Source organism: Roseomonas sp. BN140053, assembly GCF_047690175.1.
GTDB lineage: Bacteria > Pseudomonadota > Alphaproteobacteria > Acetobacterales > Acetobacteraceae > Roseomonas.
Genome location: NZ_JBLLEB010000019.1, coordinates 17477 through 34641 on the forward strand (window position 1 = coordinate 17477; position 17165 = coordinate 34641).

At 73.2% G+C, this 17165-nt stretch carries 15 protein-coding genes; 8 read left to right on the forward strand and 7 right to left on the reverse strand.

Translation table 11 applies throughout. The features are described 5' to 3' along the window. Positions 1-258: 258 nt before the first annotated feature. From ACLIBK_RS16575 to ACLIBK_RS16590, 4 genes are all read left to right on the forward strand, one after another. Positions 259-681, forward strand: coding sequence for a PaaI family thioesterase (locus ACLIBK_RS16575; protein WP_415388392.1), 423 nt, complete (start codon positions 259-261; stop codon positions 679-681). 100 nt (positions 682-781) lie between these two features. Continuing rightward, complete coding sequence (pgi, locus tag ACLIBK_RS16580; RefSeq protein ID WP_415388393.1) at positions 782-2386, forward strand: glucose-6-phosphate isomerase; 1605 nt, start codon at positions 782-784, stop codon at positions 2384-2386. Between the two features lie 52 nt (positions 2387-2438). Continuing rightward, positions 2439-4292: a DNA mismatch repair endonuclease MutL gene (gene mutL / locus ACLIBK_RS16585; RefSeq protein WP_415388394.1), complete on the forward strand. Its 1854-nt coding sequence runs from the start codon at positions 2439-2441 to the stop codon at positions 4290-4292. Positions 4293-4348: 56 nt separating this feature from the next. Continuing rightward, complete coding sequence (locus ACLIBK_RS16590; RefSeq protein WP_415388395.1) at positions 4349-5614, forward strand: DNA polymerase IV; 1266 nt, start codon at positions 4349-4351, stop codon at positions 5612-5614. A 36-nt stretch (positions 5615-5650) separates the two neighbouring features. Here ACLIBK_RS16590 and ACLIBK_RS16595 read toward each other — a convergent pair whose 3' ends face one another. Both ACLIBK_RS16595 and ACLIBK_RS16600 read right to left on the reverse strand, forming a co-directional pair. Further along, the gene (locus ACLIBK_RS16595; protein ID WP_415388396.1) at positions 5651-6853 is read right to left on the reverse strand and encodes a pyridoxal phosphate-dependent aminotransferase; all 1203 of its coding nucleotides are present in this window, start codon (positions 6851-6853) and stop codon (positions 5651-5653) included. Between the two features lie 381 nt (positions 6854-7234). Next, a complete protein-coding gene (locus ACLIBK_RS16600; RefSeq protein WP_415388397.1) occupies positions 7235-8437 on the reverse strand; it encodes a pyridoxal phosphate-dependent aminotransferase in 1203 nt (400 codons plus the stop codon). A 214-nt stretch (positions 8438-8651) separates the two neighbouring features. Between ACLIBK_RS16600 and lnt the strand changes: the two genes are divergently transcribed. Beyond that, positions 8652-10220, forward strand: a complete 1569-nt coding sequence (gene lnt, locus ACLIBK_RS16605; protein WP_415388398.1) for an apolipoprotein N-acyltransferase — start codon at positions 8652-8654, stop codon at positions 10218-10220. Positions 10221-10434: 214 nt separating this feature from the next. Further along, positions 10435-10890: a helix-turn-helix domain-containing protein gene (locus ACLIBK_RS16610; RefSeq protein ID WP_415388399.1), complete on the forward strand. Its 456-nt coding sequence runs from the start codon at positions 10435-10437 to the stop codon at positions 10888-10890. 13 nt (positions 10891-10903) lie between these two features. Here the strand turns inward: ACLIBK_RS16610 and ACLIBK_RS16615 are convergent, their stop codons facing one another. Further along, a complete protein-coding gene (locus tag ACLIBK_RS16615) occupies positions 10904-11422 on the reverse strand; it encodes a DUF2244 domain-containing protein (RefSeq protein ID WP_415388400.1) in 519 nt (172 codons plus the stop codon). Between the two features lie 129 nt (positions 11423-11551). On the opposite strand from ACLIBK_RS16615, the gene nth reads away from it, so the two are divergent. Then, positions 11552-12199, forward strand: a complete 648-nt coding sequence (gene nth / locus ACLIBK_RS16620; protein WP_415388438.1) for an endonuclease III — start codon at positions 11552-11554, stop codon at positions 12197-12199. Between the two features lie 77 nt (positions 12200-12276). Here the strand turns inward: nth and ACLIBK_RS16625 are convergent, their stop codons facing one another. From ACLIBK_RS16625 to ACLIBK_RS16640, 4 genes are read right to left on the reverse strand one after another with little or no spacing between them, the layout of a single operon-like run. Continuing rightward, positions 12277-13110: an ABC transporter permease gene (locus ACLIBK_RS16625; protein WP_415388401.1), complete on the reverse strand. Its 834-nt coding sequence runs from the start codon at positions 13108-13110 to the stop codon at positions 12277-12279. Beyond that, positions 13107-14042: an ABC transporter permease gene (locus ACLIBK_RS16630; protein ID WP_415388402.1), complete on the reverse strand. Its 936-nt coding sequence runs from the start codon at positions 14040-14042 to the stop codon at positions 13107-13109. The genes ACLIBK_RS16625 and ACLIBK_RS16630 overlap by 4 nt, the downstream gene beginning before the upstream one ends. Next, positions 14042-15121 carry an ABC transporter ATP-binding protein gene (locus tag ACLIBK_RS16635; RefSeq protein ID WP_415388403.1) on the reverse strand — a complete coding sequence of 360 codons (1080 nt, stop codon included), beginning with the start codon at positions 15119-15121 and terminating at the stop codon, positions 14042-14044. The genes ACLIBK_RS16630 and ACLIBK_RS16635 overlap by 1 nt, the downstream gene beginning before the upstream one ends. Beyond that, positions 15118-16215: an extracellular solute-binding protein gene (locus ACLIBK_RS16640; protein WP_415388404.1), complete on the reverse strand. Its 1098-nt coding sequence runs from the start codon at positions 16213-16215 to the stop codon at positions 15118-15120. The genes ACLIBK_RS16635 and ACLIBK_RS16640 overlap by 4 nt, the downstream gene beginning before the upstream one ends. A 246-nt stretch (positions 16216-16461) precedes the next feature. Between ACLIBK_RS16640 and ACLIBK_RS16645 the strand changes: the two genes are divergently transcribed. Further along, positions 16462-17112, forward strand: coding sequence for a hypothetical protein (locus ACLIBK_RS16645; protein ID WP_415388405.1), 651 nt, complete (start codon positions 16462-16464; stop codon positions 17110-17112). The last annotated feature ends 53 nt before the right edge of the window (positions 17113-17165 follow it).

Below are 17165 nucleotides of genomic sequence, written 5' to 3' on the forward strand. Positions count from 1 at the left end.
CGGGGGGAAGTATCCCCCCGGACCCCCTTCTATTTTCGGGAGTCTGCGGGCGCGCCCGTGGCCGCCTGTGCTCTTCTACTCCCGAAAAAGGAGGGGGTCCGGGGGAGTTCACTCCCCCGGCCTTTTCCACCCCACACGGGCCAGAACATTCGCTAGGCCGTGTCATTCCCCCAGCGCCCACCGTCGCTGCCTTGCGGGAAAGGCGCTGCGCCCTGGCCTTGCTTGACGGCGGGTCGGGGTCCCGGCAGGGCAGGGCGCATGCAGAATCTCGACCCCTTCGAGGCCGGCTACCACGCGCTGCTCGGCCTGGTGCTGGAAGAATGGCGGGACGGCTTCGCCCGCCTGTGCTGCGAGGCCGGGCCGCAGCACCTCAACCGCTCCGGCATCGTGCATGGCGGCGTGGTGCTGTCGCTGATCGACCAAGCGGCGGGCTATGCCGGGCTGTGGTGCAGCGTGCCGGGCCACCTGCGCAAGGCCGTCACGGTGGACCTGGATTGCCGCTTCACCGGCCAGATCCGGCCGGGCCGGGTGGTGGCGGAAGGCCGCGTGGCGACGCGCGGGCAGAAGCTCTACTTCGTTCGCACGGAAGTGTTCGACGCCACCGGGCAGATGGTGGCGTTCGGCGCCAGCACGCATCGCTGGCGCGCCGGCAGCGAGCGGGTGGAGGGCGTGCCGGCCTGAACCCCCGGGGGGATGGTTTGCGCCCCCTCGCGCAATGCCGGTCCGGCAGCCAGGATGACATCGGGTGGTGGATTCGGCGGTTTGGGGGAGAAAGGCGGCCATGGCGGAACAGGAATGGGCGGCCTTGCAGGAACTGGCCCGCGCACCCGGGGCCGGGGAAATCCGGCCGCTCTTCGCCGCCGATCCCGAACGCGCCGCGCGCTTCACCTGGCAGGCGGACGGGTTGCGGCTGGATCTGGCCAAGACCTCGCTGAGCTCCGCGGTGCTGGAGGCGCTGCTGGCCCTGGCCCGCGCCCGCGACGTGGCCGGGCAGCGCGCGGCCATGGCCTCGGGCGCGCGGATCAACGGCACCGAGAACCGCGCCGTGCTGCACATGGCGCTGCGCGCCCCGCCCGGCAGCTTCCGCACCGGGGAGGAGGATGCCTCGGCGGAGGTGGCGGAGGTGCTGGCCGCTATGCAGGCCTTCACCGGCCGGGTGCACGCGGCGGGCCGCTTCACGGACGTGCTCAATATCGGCATCGGCGGCTCCGACCTCGGGCCGCAGATGGCGGTGCGGGCGCTGCACCGGCACGACAGCCCGATGCGGGCGCATTGGCTCAGCGCCGCCGACGGCCATGCCTGGGACGCGCTGCGGCGCCAGCTGGACCCGGCGCGCACGCTGGTGCTGGTGGCCTCCAAGACCTTCACCACCGCCGAGACCATGAGCAACGCCCACCTCGTGCGCGACTGGCTGCGCGCGGCGCTGGGTGCGGCGGGCGACGCGCAGCTGGTGGCGCTGTCCACCAACCTCCAGGCCACGAGCGCCTTCGGCGTGCCGGCGGACCAGGTCTTCGGCTTCCGCGACTGGGTGGGCGGGCGCTTTTCCCTGTGGTCGGCGGTGGGGCTGTCGATCGCGCTGAGCTGCGGCTGGGACGCCTTCGCGCAGCTGCTCGCCGGGGCCCGCGCCATGGACGAGCACTTCCTGGCGGCGCCCGATGCGGAGAACCTGCCGCTGCTGCTGGCGCTGGTGGACCTGTGGCACCTCGACGGGCTGGGCCTGAGCAACCGGGCCGTGCTGCCCTATGACGAGCGCCTCGCGCGGTTTCCCGCCCACCTCCAGCAGGTGGAGATGGAGAGCCTGGGCAAGAGCGTGACGACGGCCGGCGCCCCGGTGGGGCGCGCCACCGGCGGGGTGGTGTTCGGCGAGCCCGGCAACAACGCGCAGCACTCCTTCATGCAGCTGCTGCACCAGGGCACCACCCCCGTGCCGGCCGACATCGTGCTGGTGGCCCGCCCCGGCCACGCTTTCCCCGACAGCCACCGGCTGCTGCTGGCCAACGGGCTGGCCCAGGCGGAGGCCCTGCTGCGCGGCCGCGACGCGGCGGAGGTGCGGGCGGAGATGCAGGCCGCGGGCAAGCCGGAAGCCGAGATCGAGCGGCTGCTGCCGCACCGGCTGTTTCCCGGCAACCGTCCCAGCACGGCCATCCTGCTGCCGGAGCTTTCGCCCTTCACGCTGGGGCAGCTGGTGGCGCTCTACGAGCACAAGGTGTTCTGCCTCGGCGCCCTCTGGGGGGTGAACGCCTTCGACCAGTGGGGCGTGGAACTCGGCAAGCAGCTGGCGGGCGCGCTGCTGCCGGAACTCTCGGGCCAGCCGGAGCCGGCGAAGCACGACGGGTCCACCGCGGCGCTGCTGGCCGAGATCCGGCGCCTCTGGCCGGGTCCGTAGGACCGCTCCGGGGCCGATGACGCCGGCCCCGCGGCGAACCATCTGATCGGCCATGAGCATCCGCCTTCTTCCCGCCGTCACCGCCGACCGCATCGCGGCCGGCGAGGTGGTGGAGCGCCCGGCGGCGGCCGTGAAGGAGCTGGTGGAGAACGCGCTGGATGCCGGCGCCACCCGCATCGCGGTGGAACTGGAGGGCGGCGGCATCGACCGGCTGCTGGTGGAAGACAACGGCGCCGGCATGGACGCCACCGACCTCGCGCTCTGCGTCGACCGTCACGCCACCTCCAAGCTGCCGGACGAGGACACGCTGTTCCGCATCGCCACCCTGGGCTTCCGGGGCGAGGCGCTGCCCTCCATCGGCGCGGTGTCGCGCCTCCGCATCACCTCCCGCCCGCCCGGCGGCGCGGCGCATGCCATCGAGGTGGAGGCCGGCCGCAAGGGAGAGGTTTCCCCCGCCGCCGGCGCCCCGGGCACGCGGGTGGAGGTGCGCGACCTGTTCCACGCCACCCCTGCGCGGCGGAAGTTCCTGCGCCAGCCGCGCACGGAAGCGGAGCAGGCGGTGGAAGCGGTGCGCCGCCTCGCCGCCGCCTGGCCGGAGGTGGGGTTCCGCGTTTCCGTGGAGGACCGGGTGGCGCTGGACCTGCCGCCGGCCGACCGCGCCGGGCGGATCGCCGCCCTGCTGGGCGAGGAATTCGCCGGCGCCGCCCTGCCGGTGCGCGGCGAATGGCCGGAGCTGCGGCTGGAAGGGCTGGCCGGGCCGGCCACCCTGTCCCGCGCCTCGATGACCGAGCAGCACCTCGTGGTGAATCGCCGCCCCGTGCGCGACCCGGTGCTGCGGGCGGCGCTGCGGGCGGCCTATCGAGACGTGATGGTGTCGGGGCGCCATCCCGTGGCGGCGCTGTTCCTGGAGGTGGACCCGGCCTCGGTGGACGTGAACGTGCACCCCATGAAGGCCGAGCTGCGCTTCCGGGAGCCCAACGCGGTGCGCGGCGCGGTGATCGTGGCGCTGCGCCGGGCGCTGGGCATCGGTGCGGCCGAGCTGCCGGGCCGGGGCGGATCGACGGGGCTGGGCAGCGGCGGCCTGGCCGAAACGGTGCGGGGCTGGAACCTGCCCGCCCCGGTGCCTTCCCCTTGGGTGCCGCCGCGGCCGGCAGCGCCGGGATGGGCGCCGGCCGGGACGGCCTTGGCCGAACCGGTTCTGGCCGCGCATGGGCCGGGCTTCGCGGAAGCGCTGCCGACCCTGCCGCCCCCGGTGCAGGCAGGGCTGCCCCTGGCGCCTGGACGCCTCGCCGCACCGCGTGAGGAAGAGGCCCCGGCGGCGGAAGGGCCGCTCGGGCGGCCGCTGGCGCAGCTGCTGGACACCTACGTGCTGGCGGAAGCGCCGGACGGGGCGCTGGTGCTGGTGGACCAGCACGCCGCCCACGAGCGGCTGACGCAGGAAAAGCTGCACGCCCAGCTGGTGGCGGGCGGGGTGCGCTCGCAGCCGCTGCTGCTGCCGGCCGTGGTGGACATGGCCCCCGCCCGGGCGGCGCGGCTGCTGGACCAGACGGAGGATCTCGCCCGCCTCGGGCTGGAGATCGAGGGCTTCGGGCCGGGCGCCGTGCTGGTGCGATCCCTGCCGGCCCTGCTGGGCGCGCCCGAGCCGGGGCCGCTGCTGAACGATTTGGCGGACGGTCTGGCGGAATGGGCGGGCACGGAGGCGCTGGAAGCCCGGCTGGACGCCGCGATCGCGCGGCTGGCCTGCCACGGCAGCGTGCGGGCCGGGCGGCGACTGAACCCGGCCGAGATGGCCGCCCTGCTGCGCGCCATGGAAGCCACGCCGCGCGCCGCCACCTGCTCGCACGGCCGCCCCACCTTCCTGCGGCTGGACCAGGCGGCGCTGGAGCGGATGTTCGGCCGCCGTTGAGCCCCGGCGCCGCCATTCCCCACGCGGCGCCGGCAGGGTGTAGGATGCAGCCGCCCATGCCGACGCTGTGCCGCGACTGCCTGCACCGAATGGAGGAGCTCCCCGTCCGCTGCCCCCATTGCGGCCGGCGGCGGCTGGTGTCGCACGCCGAGCTCTTCGCGCTGGGCGTGGCGCATGTGGATTGCGACGCCTTCTTCGCCAGCGTGGAAAAGCGCGACCGGCCGGAGCTGCGGGCGCGGCCGGTGATCGTGGGCGGCGGCCATCGCGGCGTGGTGTCGGCGGCCTGCTACCTGGCCCGCACCCGCGGGGTCCGCTCGGCCATGCCGATGTTCAAGGCGCTGGCGGCCTGCCCGGATGCGGTGGTGCTACGGCCGGACTTCGCGAAATACGTCGCCGCCTCGCGCCAGATTCGCGGGCTCATGGAGGCGCTCTGCCCGCTGGTACAGCCGCTCTCGATCGACGAGGCGGTGCTGGACCTGCGCGGCACGGAGGCGCTGCACAACGCCCCGGCCGCCGCCGTGCTGGCGCGCTTCGCCCTGGCGGTGGAGCGGGAGGTGGGCGTCACCGTGTCCATCGGCCTGGCGCCCAACCGGCTGCTGGCCAAGCTGGCGGTGGAGCGCAACAAGCCGCGCGGCTTCGCGGTGCTGGGGGCAGATGCGCCGGCGCTGCTGGCAGGGGAGCCGGTGACGGTGCTGCCCGGGGTCGGTCCGGCCCTGGCGCGCCGCCTAACGGAACGCGGCTTCGTCACGCTGGGACAGCTGCAGGGCCTGTCGCCGCGTGAGGCGGCGACACGGCTGGGCGAGGACGGGCCGGCGCTGGTGGCCCGCGCCCGGGGCGAGGACAGCCGTCCCGTGAATCCCGACCGCGACACCAAGTCGATCAGCGCCGAGACCACCTTCAACACCGATCTCAGCCGGATGGAGGAGCTGGAGGAGCCGCTCTGGCCACTCTGCGAGAAGCTGGCGCGCCGCTTGAAGGAGAAAGGATTCGCCGCCGGGGGCGTGGTGCTCAAGCTCAAGACGGCGCGCTTCGCGCAGCGCACGCGCAACCTCCGCCTGCCATCCCCGACCGTGATCCCCGATACGCTCTTCGCCGCGGCACGGTCCCTGCTGGCGCGCGAGGCGGACGGCACCGCCTTTCGGCTGATCGGGGTCGGCGCGCAGCCGTTGCAGCCGCTGGCGGAAGCCGATCGCGGCGACCTCGCCGACCCCGACGCCCCTCGCCGCGCCGCGCGCTGGGCCGCGATGGAGAAGCTCCGCGCCCGCTTCGGCGAGGCTGCCGTGCGGCCGGGCCGGTCCTTGGGACGGGGTGGGACCGGGTAGACTGGTCCCGGCTCAGGCCATCAGACCCACCCTCGCTCAGTGCAGGTCCCGGCAGAAGGCCTGGATGCGGCGACAGGCTTCGCGCAGGCGCTCGGTGTCGGTGGCGTAGGAGATGCGCAGGTAGGGGCTCATGCCGTAGGCGGCGCCGGGCACGGTGGCCACGAAGGCTTCTTCCAGCAGCGCGCGGGCGAGGTCGGCGTCTGTCTCGATCCGCTGGCCGCCGGCGCTGGTGCGGCCCAGGCAGCCGGCGACGTCGGGATAGACGTAGAAGGCGCCTTCGGGGCGGTGGCAGTGCAGGCCGGGGGCGTCGTTCAGCATGTCCACCACCAGGTCGCGGCGCTCGCGGTACAGGGCGGCGCGCTCGGCCACTAGGTCCTGCGGGCCGTCCAGCGCGGCGGCAGCGGCCGCCTGGGCAACGGTGCAGATGCCCGAGGTCAGCTGGCCCTGCATGTTCACCATGGCCTTGATCAGCGCCCTGGGTCCGCCGGCGAAGCCCACGCGCCAGCCGGTCATGGCGTAGGTCTTGGAGGCGCCGTTGACCGTCAGCACCCGGTTCTTCAGCCGCGGCTCCACCTCGGCGATCGTGCAGAACTCGAAGCCGTCATAGACGAGGTGCTCGTACATGTCGTCCGTCAGGATCCAGACATGCGGGTGCCGCAGCATGACGGCGGCGATGGCCTGCATCTCGGCGCGGGAACAGGCGGCGCCGGTGGGATTGTTGGGGAAGTTCAGGAAGAGCCACTTGGTGCGCGGGGTGATCGCGGCCTCCAGGTCGGCGGGGCGCAGCTTGAAGCCGTTGTTCTGCGGGCAGGACACGAAGGTGGGCGTGGCAGCGGCCAGCCGGGCCATGTCGGCGTAGTTGGCCCAGTAGGGCGTGGGGATCAGCACCTCGTCGCCGCGGTCGCAGGTGGCCAGCAGCGCGTCCATGATGACCTGCTTGCCGCCATTGGCGACCATGATCTCATCGAGCGCGTAGTCCAGGCCGTTGTCGCGCCGGAACTTGCGCTGGATGGCCTGCTTCAGGAAGGGCAGCCCGTCCTGCGGCGGGTACTTGGTCTTGCCGTCCAGCGCGGCTTGGTGGGCGGCCTCGATCGCGTGCGGCGGGGTGGGGAAGTCCGGCTCGCCCACGGTCAGGCTGATCACGGGATGGCCCTGGGCGACGAGCTCGCGCGCCCGGACGCTCATGGCCACCGAGGCGGAAACGAGCACGTCCTTCAGACGGCTGGCGAGGGCGGGCATGGTGTCTCCGGGAAAGAACGGCGCTTGATATCCCCGGCCCCACGACCGGCAAAGCCCTGGCCGCGGGATGCCGGACCCGCCCGGCCGGCATCCATGCGCGCCCGGTGCCGGCGGCGGGAGGGGGAGAAGGACTTCTCCCCCTCCCGGACCCTCCCCCTCATCCTTTTTCGGGGGGCTGCCGCGGACTGGGTTGAGATCGCGGTGCGCCGGAGGGCCATGCCCTGCGACGATTGGGACCGTGGGCGCGCTGTCAGCGGGAGCATGGCTGGCCGTGGGGCGTCCCGCGTGTCAGCCCCTCCCGAAACTCCTGAAAAGAGACTTGAGGGAGGGTACGGGAGGGAGAACACCTTCTCCCTCCCGGGTCACGGGCGCCCCCGGTCGTCAGCGCAGCCCTTCGCAGAAGCGCCGGATGCGCGTGCAGGCTTCCGTCAGCTGCGTATCGGCGGCGGCGTAGGACACGCGGAAATGGCCGGGGAACATGAAGGCCGAGCCGTGCACCGCGGCCACGCCCTCGTCCTCCAGTAGCGCGGTCACGAACTCTTCGTCGCTGTTCAGCGCCTTGCCGGAGGCCGTGGTCTTGCCCAGGCAGCCCCGTAGGTCGGGAAAGACGTAGAAGGCGCCCTCGGGCTGGTTGCAGTGCAGGCCGGGGCAGTCGTTGAGCATCCGCACCACCAGGTCGCGGCGGCGCTCGAAGGCCTGGCGCATCTCCTCCACGCTGTTCTGCGGGCCGATCAGCGCCTCGATGGCCGCGGCCTGGGAGATGGAGGAAGCGTTGGTGGTGCTCTGCCCCTGCAGCTTGTCCATCGCCTTGATCAGCGCGGCCGGAGCGCCGGCGAAGCCGATGCGCCAGCCGGTCATGGCATAGGCCTTGGAGCAGCCGTTCATGGTGACCGTGCGCTCGCGCAGCCGCGGCTCGACCTGGGCGATGGTGGTGAACTCGAAGCCGCCATAGACCAGCTTCTCGTAGATGTCGTCGGTGAAGACCCAGATGTCGGGGTGGCGCAGCAGCACCTCCGCCAGCGCCGCCAGCTCGGCGCGGCTATAGGCGGCGCCGGTGGGGTTGGACGGGTTGTTCAGGATCAGCCACTTGGTCTTCGGCGTGATGGCGGCTTCCAGCTGCTCGGCCGTCATCTTGAAGCCCTGATTGCTCCCGGCGGGCACGATCACCGGCTTGCCTTCGGCTAGGGACACGATGTCGGGATAGCTGACCCAGCAAGGGGCGGGGATGATCACTTCGTCGCCGCTGTCGATCGTGGCCAGCAGCGCGTTGAAGATCACCTGCTTGCCGCCGGTGGACACCACGATCTCTTCCGGCCGGTAGTCCAGGCCGTTGTCGCGGCGGAACTTCTCGCAGACCGCCTGGCGCAGCGCCATCGTGCCGGACACGTCCGTGTACTTGGTGTCGCCCGCCTCGATGGCACGGATCGCGGCGTCCTTGACGTTGCGCGGCGTGTCGAAGTCCGGTTCGCCGACGCTGAGGCTGATCACGTCCTTGCCCGCCGCCTTGAGCTGGCGCGCCTTGGCGGTGATGGAGATGGTCTGGGACGGGGCGATGCGGTCGAGCCGCGCGGCGGTCAGCGTCATGGGTACCGGCATGCTGGGGAAAGGGCGGCCGGACCCTAGTCGCGCCCCCGCCCCCCGGCAACCCGGGCGGAACGGTCGGCTCCCGCGCGGGTGGTGCGGCGGCCACGACGCCCTGCTCCGTGCGAGGACTCCCCGTTGATCCGCGGCTCCTGCCGGGTAGGGCATGCGGCCGGCTCCCCCCGCGAGGAAGCATGTCCGGGAGAGTTCCTGCCGCTTGCTCCCCCCGCGCCCGCCCATTACCTGCCCGGACGTGTTTTCCCGCATCCGAAGCCACGTCGAGGGGCAGCGCGGCTGGCGCGCCCTGGCGACGGCCGTCGGGCTGGGCGCCGCCTCGGCCCTGGCCCTTCCCCCGCTGCACCTCGTTCCCGTGCTGTGGCTCACCATTCCCGGGCTGCTGCTGCTGCTGGGCGTCGCGCCGAACTGGCGCCGGGCGGCGCTGCTCGGCCTCGCCTGGGGCTGGGGCTTCCACCTCGCCGGGCTGTACTGGATCACCGAGGCGATCCTGACGGAGGCTGACCGGCTGTGGTGGGCGGTGCCGATCGCGGTGCCGGCCCTGGCCCTGCCGATGGGGGCCTATACGGTGATCCCCGCCCTGGCGGCCTGGTTCACCCCGCCGGGCAGGCGCCGGGTGCTGGCCCTGGCCGCGGGCTGGGTTTTCGCCGAGATGCTCCGGGGCTGGCTCTTCACCGGCTTTCCCTGGAACCTGCTGGGCAGCGTCTGGGCCTTCGGGGCGCTGCCGATCCAGGGAGCGGCCTGGATCGGCGTGCACGGGCTGAGCCTCGCCACCGTGATCCTGGCCTGCGCGCCGCTGGGTGGCCGGCGGGGCTGGGCGGGGGCCGCGGCCGGGCTGGCCGCTTTCGCCCTGTTCGGCGCCGCGCGCCTGTGGCCGGCGGAGCCACCGCCGCAGCCCGTGGCGGTGGTGCTGGTGCAGGGCAATGTCGGGCAGGAGGTGAAGTGGCGGCCGGAAACACGCTGGCCGATCTTCCGCCACTACCTGGAGTTGACGCGTGACGCCGCGGCGCAGGCCGCCGCGCAGCTGCCGCCCGGCACGGCCATCGCCGCGGTCTGGCCGGAAACCGCCAGCCCCTTCCTGCTGGCCCAGGACCCCGAGGCCCGGCGCTTGGCCGCTGCCGCCCTGCCGCCCGGGGGCACGCTGCTGGCGGGCACCGTGCGCGGCGAGTTCGAGCCGGATGGCCGCCCGCGGGCGCTGTTCAACAGTCTCGTGGCGCTGAACACGGGCGGCGAGGTGCTGGCGACCTACGACAAGTCCCACCTCGTTCCTTTCGGGGAATACATGCCGGCCTCCGGGCTGCTGCCGTTGCGGGTGATCCGCGGTGGGGTGGATTTCTCGGAAGGGCAGGGGCCGGTGTCGCTGGTCGTGCCGGGGCTGCCCGCCTTCTCGCCGCTGATCTGTTACGAGGTCATCTTCTCCGCCGCGGTGTCGCTGCACGGGAATGCCCGCCCGTCCTGGCTGCTGAACATCACCAACGATGCCTGGTTCGGCACTTCGGCCGGGCCGCACCAGCATCTCGCCACCGCCCGGCTGCGCGCGGTGGAGGAAGGGCTGCCGCTCGCCCGGGCCGCGCAGACCGGGATCTCGGCTGTTTTTGATGCCCGCGGGCGGGAAGTTGGTCGCCTGGATCTCGGAAAAACGGGCAGCGTGGTGGCGCCCTTGCCGCAGGCGATGGGGCCGACCGTCTTCGCAACCGGGGGCCTCTGGATCCCGGGCTTGCTCGCCCTGGTTGTTGCTTTGGGCTCCCGTGCGCGACGGCGGCGCCCCTGACGGTTCTCTGGCCCGGAAATTCGTCTCATTTAGGAGATTTCTCGAAAGAGTTGACAAACCCTTTCTGCAACCGCACGTTAGGCGGGCACTCAGGAAGGAGGGTCGTATCGTGGCGTTTCCCGTTACCCGCGACCGAGACGCGCAGAATGTGCGTCGTCCTGCATCTGCCCGGTATGCCGATCAGCTGCCGAGCATGGGAACGGAGAACCGGCCGATGCCGAGCGAACCCCTGGCGGAGCGCGCCGAGCGCGAACACCGCCCCAGCCCCATCGACGTCCATGTCGGCACCCGCGTGCGCCTGCGCCGCACCCTGCTGGGCATGAGCCAGGAAAAGCTGGGAGAGGCCCTCGGCCTGACCTTCCAGCAGGTGCAGAAGTATGAGCGCGGCGTGAACCGGATCGGTGCGTCCCGCCTGTTCGACCTGTCCCGCGTGCTGGACGTGCCGATCGGCTTCTTTTTCGACGACATGCCGGACAGCCTGGGTGGCAGCGGCGGCACCCTGCGCAACCGCCTGGCCGGCTTCGCCGAGCAGCAGGAAGGCTTCGACGACGACGCGCTGAACCGCCGGGAAACGCTGGAGCTGGTGCGTGCCTATTACCGCATCACCGAGCCCGCCGTGCGCAAGCGGGTCTTCGACCTGATCAAGAGCCTGACGCCCTCCTCCGACTGAAGCGCGCGGGCGCTCAGTCCCGGAGCTGCGGGTTGTTGAAGCAAGGCTGGCGGTAGCGCCGCAAGGCCTCCTCCAGCGCCCGGGCAAGGTCCTGCTTCTCGTCCAGTGACAGCCACTGGCCGATTTCCACCCCGCGGCCGCGGCTGCGCAGGCGCAGGGAACCGGCCGTGCCCGGCCGTTCCAGCAGCTCCACCCTGGCCCAATAGGGTTCCAGCCGCGCTTCCTGCCGCCGGCCGCGCGCATCGACGCGGCTGACCTGCAGCGTCTCGCCCGAGAGCGACACGATTTCCGAGGCGCGCCCGGCGCGGCGGTGGTGCAGCGCCACCAGCCCCAGCACGACCGGCACTTCCAGCCCCAGGAAGCCCAGCACCGGCCAGGCGCCCAGCATCACGAACAGCGTGGCCGCCGTGCCGCTCGCGGTGCCGAGCAGGGCCGAGAGCACCAGGAAGCCGCGCGGGGTCCAGGACCGCTGGGGAGCGCTGGTCGCCTCGAACAGCACCGCTGTTCCGTCCGTGGTCAGGTCCGCTGTCATGCCCTCGCAAGATAGGGTAGCCCTGGCGTCGTGCCAGCCGAAACTCCGCCCGTCGCGAAGCCCGCCCGTGCGGCGAAGCGCCCCGCCTCGCCGCACGGCAATGCCCGCGCCCCCCGCCGGGCGCGCCGGATGTCCGCCACCCAGGCCGTGGCCTTTCTAGACGCGCTGCGGCAGGCCAACCCGACGCCGCAGACCGAGCTGCACTTCGCCGACCCCTATTCCCTGCTGGTGGCCGTGGTGCTGTCGGCGCAGACCACCGACCTCGCGGTGAACCGCGCCACCGAAACCCTGTTCGCCGAAGCGCCCGACCCTGCCGCCATGGTGGCCCTGGGGCCGGAGGGCATCGCCCGGCACATCCGCCGACTCGGCCTGTGGCAGGCCAAGGCGCGCAACGTCGCCGCCCTGTCCGCCCTGCTGATCGAGCGGCACGGCGGCGCGGTGCCGGCCGACCGCGACGCGCTGGAAGCCCTGCCGGGGGTGGGGCGCAAGACCGCTTCCGTGGTGCTGAGCGTCGCCTTCGAGCAGCAGGCCATGGCGGTGGACACCCATATCTTTCGCCTGGGCAACCGCACCGGCCTCGCGCCCGGCCGCAACGTGCGGGAGGTGGAGGATGGCCTGGTGAAGCGCTGCCCGCCGGACTGGCTGCGCGACGCGCATCACTGGCTGATCCTGCACGGCCGCTACGTCTGCAAGGCCCGCGCCCCGGAATGCTGGCGCTGCGTCGCCCTGGCGCACTGCAACTACGGCGGAAAGATCCTGCAGCCGCCGGGGGCGTAGCGGGCTGGTGGCTCGCAGGGGGCGCTGCCCCTGCACCCTAGGCGCCCCTCTTTTGCGAATGGAAGGTCCAAGGAAATTCAGTTTCCTGGCGGGGGAGCGCGAGGGGGCAGAGCCCCCTCGTGAGCCACCGAGCGCCTGCTCAGCAATCCCACCAGCACCAGCACCACGGCCACGGTCAGCAGCAGCAGCACGGCCAGCGCGTTGACCGCCGGCGTCATGCCCAGGCGCAGCATGGAGAACAGCACGATCGGCAGGGTGGTGCCGGAGGGGCCGGACACGAAGGCGGCCAGCACCACGTCGTCCAGCGACAGGGTAAAGGCCAGCAGCCAGCTGGCGGCCAGGGCCGGCAGCATCAGCGGCAGGGTGACCGTGCGGAACACCGTGACCGGCCCGGCGCCCAGGTCGGCCGCGGCGTCCTCCAGGTCGGGGGCGGCCTGTGCCAGCCGCGCCTGCACCACCACGGCGGCATAGGCCGCGCCGAGGGTGGCATGCGCCAGCAGCACCGTGCCCGCGCCGCGCCCGGCGGGCCAGCCGATCGCGTTCTCCAGCGCCACGAACAGCAGCAGCAGGGACAGGCCGGTCACCACCTCGGGCAGCACCAGCGGCGCGCCGGCCAGGCTGCCCAGCAGGGCGCGGCCGCGAAAGGCGCCGCCGCGCGCCAGCAGCCAGCCGATCGCCCCGCCCAGCAGGGCGGCGATGCTGGCCGCCCCGGCGGCGACCCGCAGCGACAGCCAGGCCGCCTCGATCAGCCGCGCATCGCCGCCCAGCGCCGCGAACCAGCGCAAGGAGAAGCCGCCCCAGCGGAAGGGCACGGGATCGGCGGAAAAGGCGTAGAACACCAGCAGCAGCACCGGCAGCCACAGGAAACCGAGCCCCGCCCAGAGGCCCCAGCGCGCCCAGGGCGGGATCACGGCCGTTCCCCCAGGCGCTGGAACAGCAGGATCGGCCCGAGCAGCAGCAGCAGCAGCGCGCAGGCCAGGGCGGCGGCCACTGGCCAGTCGCGGTTGCTGAAGAACTCGCCGAACAACACCCGCCCGACCGGCAGCGCCCCGGTGGGGCCGAGCAGTTCCGGCACCACGTATTCCCCCGCCGCCGGGATGAACACCAGCAGGAAGGCCGCCACCACCCCCGGCAAGGCACGCGGCAGGGTCACGGACAGGAAGGCGCGGGTGGGCGTGGCGCCCAGGTCGGCCGCGGCTTCCTCCAGCACCGGGTCCAGGCGGGAAAAGGTGGCGAAGAGCGGCAGCACCGCGAAGGGCAGGTAGGCGTGCACCATGCCCAGATATAGCGCCAGGGGCGTGTAGAGCAGCTGCAAGGGCTGCTCGATCAGCCCCAGCCCGCGCAGGACGCCGTTGATCCAGCCCTCGTCGCGCAACAAGCCGATCCAGGCGCCTACGCGCAAAAGGAAGCCCGTCCACAAGGGCAGCAGCACCAGCGCCAGCAGCAGCCGCGACCGGGCCGCCCGCGCGATGCTCAGCGCCATCGGCAAGGCCAGCAGCAGGCACAGCGCCGCCGTGACGCCGGCCAGCACTAGGGACTGCCCGAAGCTGTCGCGGTACTGCGGGTCGCCCAGCAGCAGGGCGAAGTTGTCGGTGTTCAGCCCCTCGCCGCGCCAGGGTGGGTCGAAGGGCGGTACGCCCTCGGCCTGCCAGGACAGGGACAGCACGGCCACCACGCCCAGCGGGGCGGCCACCAGCAGCAGCAGCCACAGCGCCGCGGGCGCGAGCAGCAGGCGCCGCAGCAGCCGGGCCGGGTCGGGGCGGCCGGTACCGGCACGGCCCGCGGGCACCGCTCCGGAGCGGTCCGGCAGCGCGGCATCGCCGGGGGAGGAGTCCTGCCGCATCAATCGTCGCGCAGCGGCACCACGGCCGCCGCGTCCCAGGCCAGCCGCACCGTCTCGCCGCGCGCCGGCGCCGGGCCGGACAGGGCCGCGCGCAGGGTGCCGCCCCCGGGCAGGCGGAACAGCACGAGGTTGTCGCCACCCCGGAAGGCGACCTCCGCCGCCACCGCGTCCACGCTGTTGGGGCCGGTGACGCCGGGGGCGAGCCGCACGCCTTCCGGCCGCAAGGCACAGGCGCTGACGCCGTCGGGCAGCGGCGCGGCGGCGCGCAGCGTGCAGCCGGCGCAGTCCAGCAGGCCCTCGGCGGTGCGCTGCCCTTCCAGGAGGTTGGCCGCGCCCAGGAAGCTGGCCACGGCGCGGGTCGCGGGGCGGGCATAAACGTCGCGCGGCGGGCCGATCTGCGCGATCCGCCCGCCCACCAGCACGGCCACGCGATCGGCCAGGGACAGGGCTTCCGCCTGGTCGTGCGTCACCATCACGAAGGCGGCGCCGCTCTCGCGCTGCAGGGCGCGCAGCTCGAAGCCGGTGCGCTCGCGCAGGTTGGCGTCCAGCGCGCCGAGCGGCTCGTCCAGCAGCAGCAGCCGGGGACGCTTCACCAGGGCGCGGGCCAGCGCCGCCCGCTGCTGCTGCCCGCCCGACAGCGCCCGCGGCTTGCGCCCTTCCATCCCCTCCAGCCGCAGCAGCGCCACCGCCGCGGCCACGCGGGACGCGATCTCCGCCCGCGGCCGGCCTTCCCGGCGCAGGCCGTAGGCGATGTTGTCGAAGACGGAGAGATGCGGAAACAGCGCGTAGGACTGGAACATCATGTTCAGCGGCCGCGCATGCGGCGGCACGCCGGCCAAGTCGCGCCCGTCCAGCAGCACCTGTCCGGAATCCGGCTGCTCGAAGCCGGCCACCACCCGCAGCAGGGTGGACTTGCCGGAACCGGAGCCGCCCAGCAGCGCCAGGAACTCCCCCGCCGCCACCTCCAGGTCGAGCCCGTCCAGCGCCACCACGCCGCCGAAGCGGCGCGACACGCCGCGCAGCTGCAGCAGCGCCGCCGTTCCGCCCGGGGCCGCCTCCGGCGCCTCCGCCCGGCTCAACGCCCCGCCTTGACGCGCGACCAGACGCGGGAACGGGCGCGCTCGGCCGCCGGCGGCGGCGCGGCCACGGTGAAGGCGCGCGCGATGGCTTCGGGCGGCGGATAGATGTTGGGGTCGCGCGCCACTTCCTCGCTCAGGCTGGCGCGCGAGGCCGGCACGGCGTTGGGATAGCGCACCTTGTTGGTGATGGCGGCCATCACCTCGGGGCGCAGCAGGAAGTCGATAAAGGCGTGCGCGTCCTCGGGGTGCGGGGCATCGGCGGGAATGGCCAGCATGTCGAACCACAGCTGTGCCCCTTCGCGCGGCTGGACATAGGTCAGGTCGTCGCCCCGCCCGGCCTCGCGGGCGCGCGCCTGGGCCTGCACGACGTCGCCGGAATAGCCGATCACCGCGCAATATTCCCCCGTGGCCAGGGCGTCGGTGATGGCGGCCGAGGAGATGATCGCCCGGAAGGAGGGACGCACCGCCAGCAGCGCCGCTTCCGCCGCGCGCAGGTCCTCGGCGCCGGCGCCCTGCGGGTCGCGCCGCAGCCAGTGCAGCACGGAGGGGATCACGTCGATGCCGCTGTCCATCACCGCCACGCCGCAGCCGGCGATGCGGCGGATGTTCTCGGGGCGCAGCAGCAGGTCCAGGCTGTCCAGCGGCGCCTCGGGAAACAGCGCCCGGATGCGCGCGGGTCGCAGCCCCATGCCGATCGTGCCCCACAGGTAGATCGCCCCGTGCGCGTTGCCGGGGTCGCTGCTGGCGACCTGGCGCAGCAGGGCCGGGTCCTGCCCGGCGAAGTTCGGCAGCCGCGCCCGGTCCAGGCTCCGCAGCGCCCCCGCCCGCACCAGCCGGGCAAAGGAGGGCTCGGAGGTCGGCACCACCACGTCGTAGCCCGAGCGGCCGGCGGAGAGCTTGGCTTCCAGCGTCTCGAGGCTGTCGAACACGTCGTAGCGCACGGTGATGCCGGTTTCGCGCGTGAAGCGCTCGATCACCGCGGGGTCGATGTAGTCGGTCCAGTTATAAACGTTGATCACGCGTTCCTGGGCACTGGCCGGCAGGGCCACGGGCAGCAGCAGGGCGGCGAGCAGGGGGAGCCAGAAGCGTCGCATGGGTCGGGGCGGTTCCGTTCTCGGCAGGACGGCACAGACTAGGCCGCGGGAAGCGCCACGGCGACCACCTCAGGCGTAGGTATTTTTTCTTGACTTAAGGTATTTTTTCCAGTAACTCGCTCCTGGCCAACGGGCGAGGCATGTCCGCCGGCCCACCCCCCCATCGACCCCAACCGCGCCCTCACCGCCCCGGCCCCCGGCCGGGGCGGCGCGTCGCCGCGCGTTTCGAGGAGCCACGGAGCCCGCATGCCCTTCGACGCCCGCGCCCTGACGCCCCTGGTTTCGGCCAGCCCCTTCACCCTCTGGTATTACAGCACGGCCGACGCCCGCGCGGCGGTGCTGGCGCCCGGCTATTTCGCGGCCGCCGCCGACCGGCTGCTGCCCGGGCACATGCTGATCCTGCAGGCCTCCGACGCGATGGCCTTCCTGCCCGTGCGCAGCGGCGCGGCGGTGGGCAACGGCCTGGTGCTCGACACCCTGCTGGCGCCGCTGCGCTTCACCCGCGCGGCGGCGGTCCGCTTCGGGGTGGGGGTGACCGCGCGGGCCATCCCGCGCGCCGTGGACCTCGACCCGCTGCCGGCGCTGGTGTCGCCCGGCGCCACGCTGGTCGCGCGCGCCACCGCCATCGGACCGCTGCAGGAATTGCGGTTCAGCCTGCTGAACGGTGCCGGCGCCGTGCTGTCCGGCCCGATCGCCGCGCCCGTGGCGAACGGCCGCGCGCAGGCCAGCTTCACCCTCCCGACCACCGGCAGCGGCTACCGCATCCGGGTCGTGGATTCCGCGGACGCGGCGGTGAACGAAACCTCGACGCCCTTTTCCGTGGCGCCCAATGCCAGCCTCGTCACCGAGTCCGGCGGCGCCCTGCAGACCGAGAGCGGGTCGCCGCTGCTGCTCTGACCCGTCGCGCCGCCCCCGCCCACTCCCCGCTTCCCTTCCCCGCACAGGACGCC

Excerpts from the sequence above, each read along its gene's own strand:
- pgi (WP_415388393.1), top strand. The coding sequence starts at position 782 with ATGGCGGAACAGGAATGGGCGGCCTTGCAGGAACTGGCCCGCGCACCC.
- ACLIBK_RS16595 (WP_415388396.1), bottom strand. The coding sequence starts at position 6,853 with ATGCCCGCCCTCGCCAGCCGTCTGAAGGACGTGCTCGTTTCCGCCTCG.
- ACLIBK_RS16610 (WP_415388399.1), top strand. The coding sequence starts at position 10,435 with ATGCCGAGCGAACCCCTGGCGGAGCGCGCCGAGCGCGAACACCGCCCC.
- ACLIBK_RS16590 (WP_415388395.1), top strand. The coding sequence starts at position 4,349 with ATGCCGACGCTGTGCCGCGACTGCCTGCACCGAATGGAGGAGCTCCCC.
- mutL (WP_415388394.1), top strand. The coding sequence starts at position 2,439 with ATGAGCATCCGCCTTCTTCCCGCCGTCACCGCCGACCGCATCGCGGCC.
- ACLIBK_RS16640 (WP_415388404.1), bottom strand. The coding sequence starts at position 16,215 with ATGCGACGCTTCTGGCTCCCCCTGCTCGCCGCCCTGCTGCTGCCCGTG.
- nth (WP_415388438.1), top strand. The coding sequence starts at position 11,552 with ATGTCCGCCACCCAGGCCGTGGCCTTTCTAGACGCGCTGCGGCAGGCC.
- ACLIBK_RS16575 (WP_415388392.1), top strand. The coding sequence starts at position 259 with ATGCAGAATCTCGACCCCTTCGAGGCCGGCTACCACGCGCTGCTCGGC.
- ACLIBK_RS16615 (WP_415388400.1), bottom strand. The coding sequence starts at position 11,422 with ATGACAGCGGACCTGACCACGGACGGAACAGCGGTGCTGTTCGAGGCG.
- ACLIBK_RS16645 (WP_415388405.1), top strand. The coding sequence starts at position 16,462 with ATGCCCTTCGACGCCCGCGCCCTGACGCCCCTGGTTTCGGCCAGCCCC.
- ACLIBK_RS16630 (WP_415388402.1), bottom strand. The coding sequence starts at position 14,042 with ATGCGGCAGGACTCCTCCCCCGGCGATGCCGCGCTGCCGGACCGCTCC.
- ACLIBK_RS16600 (WP_415388397.1), bottom strand. The coding sequence starts at position 8,437 with ATGACGCTGACCGCCGCGCGGCTCGACCGCATCGCCCCGTCCCAGACC.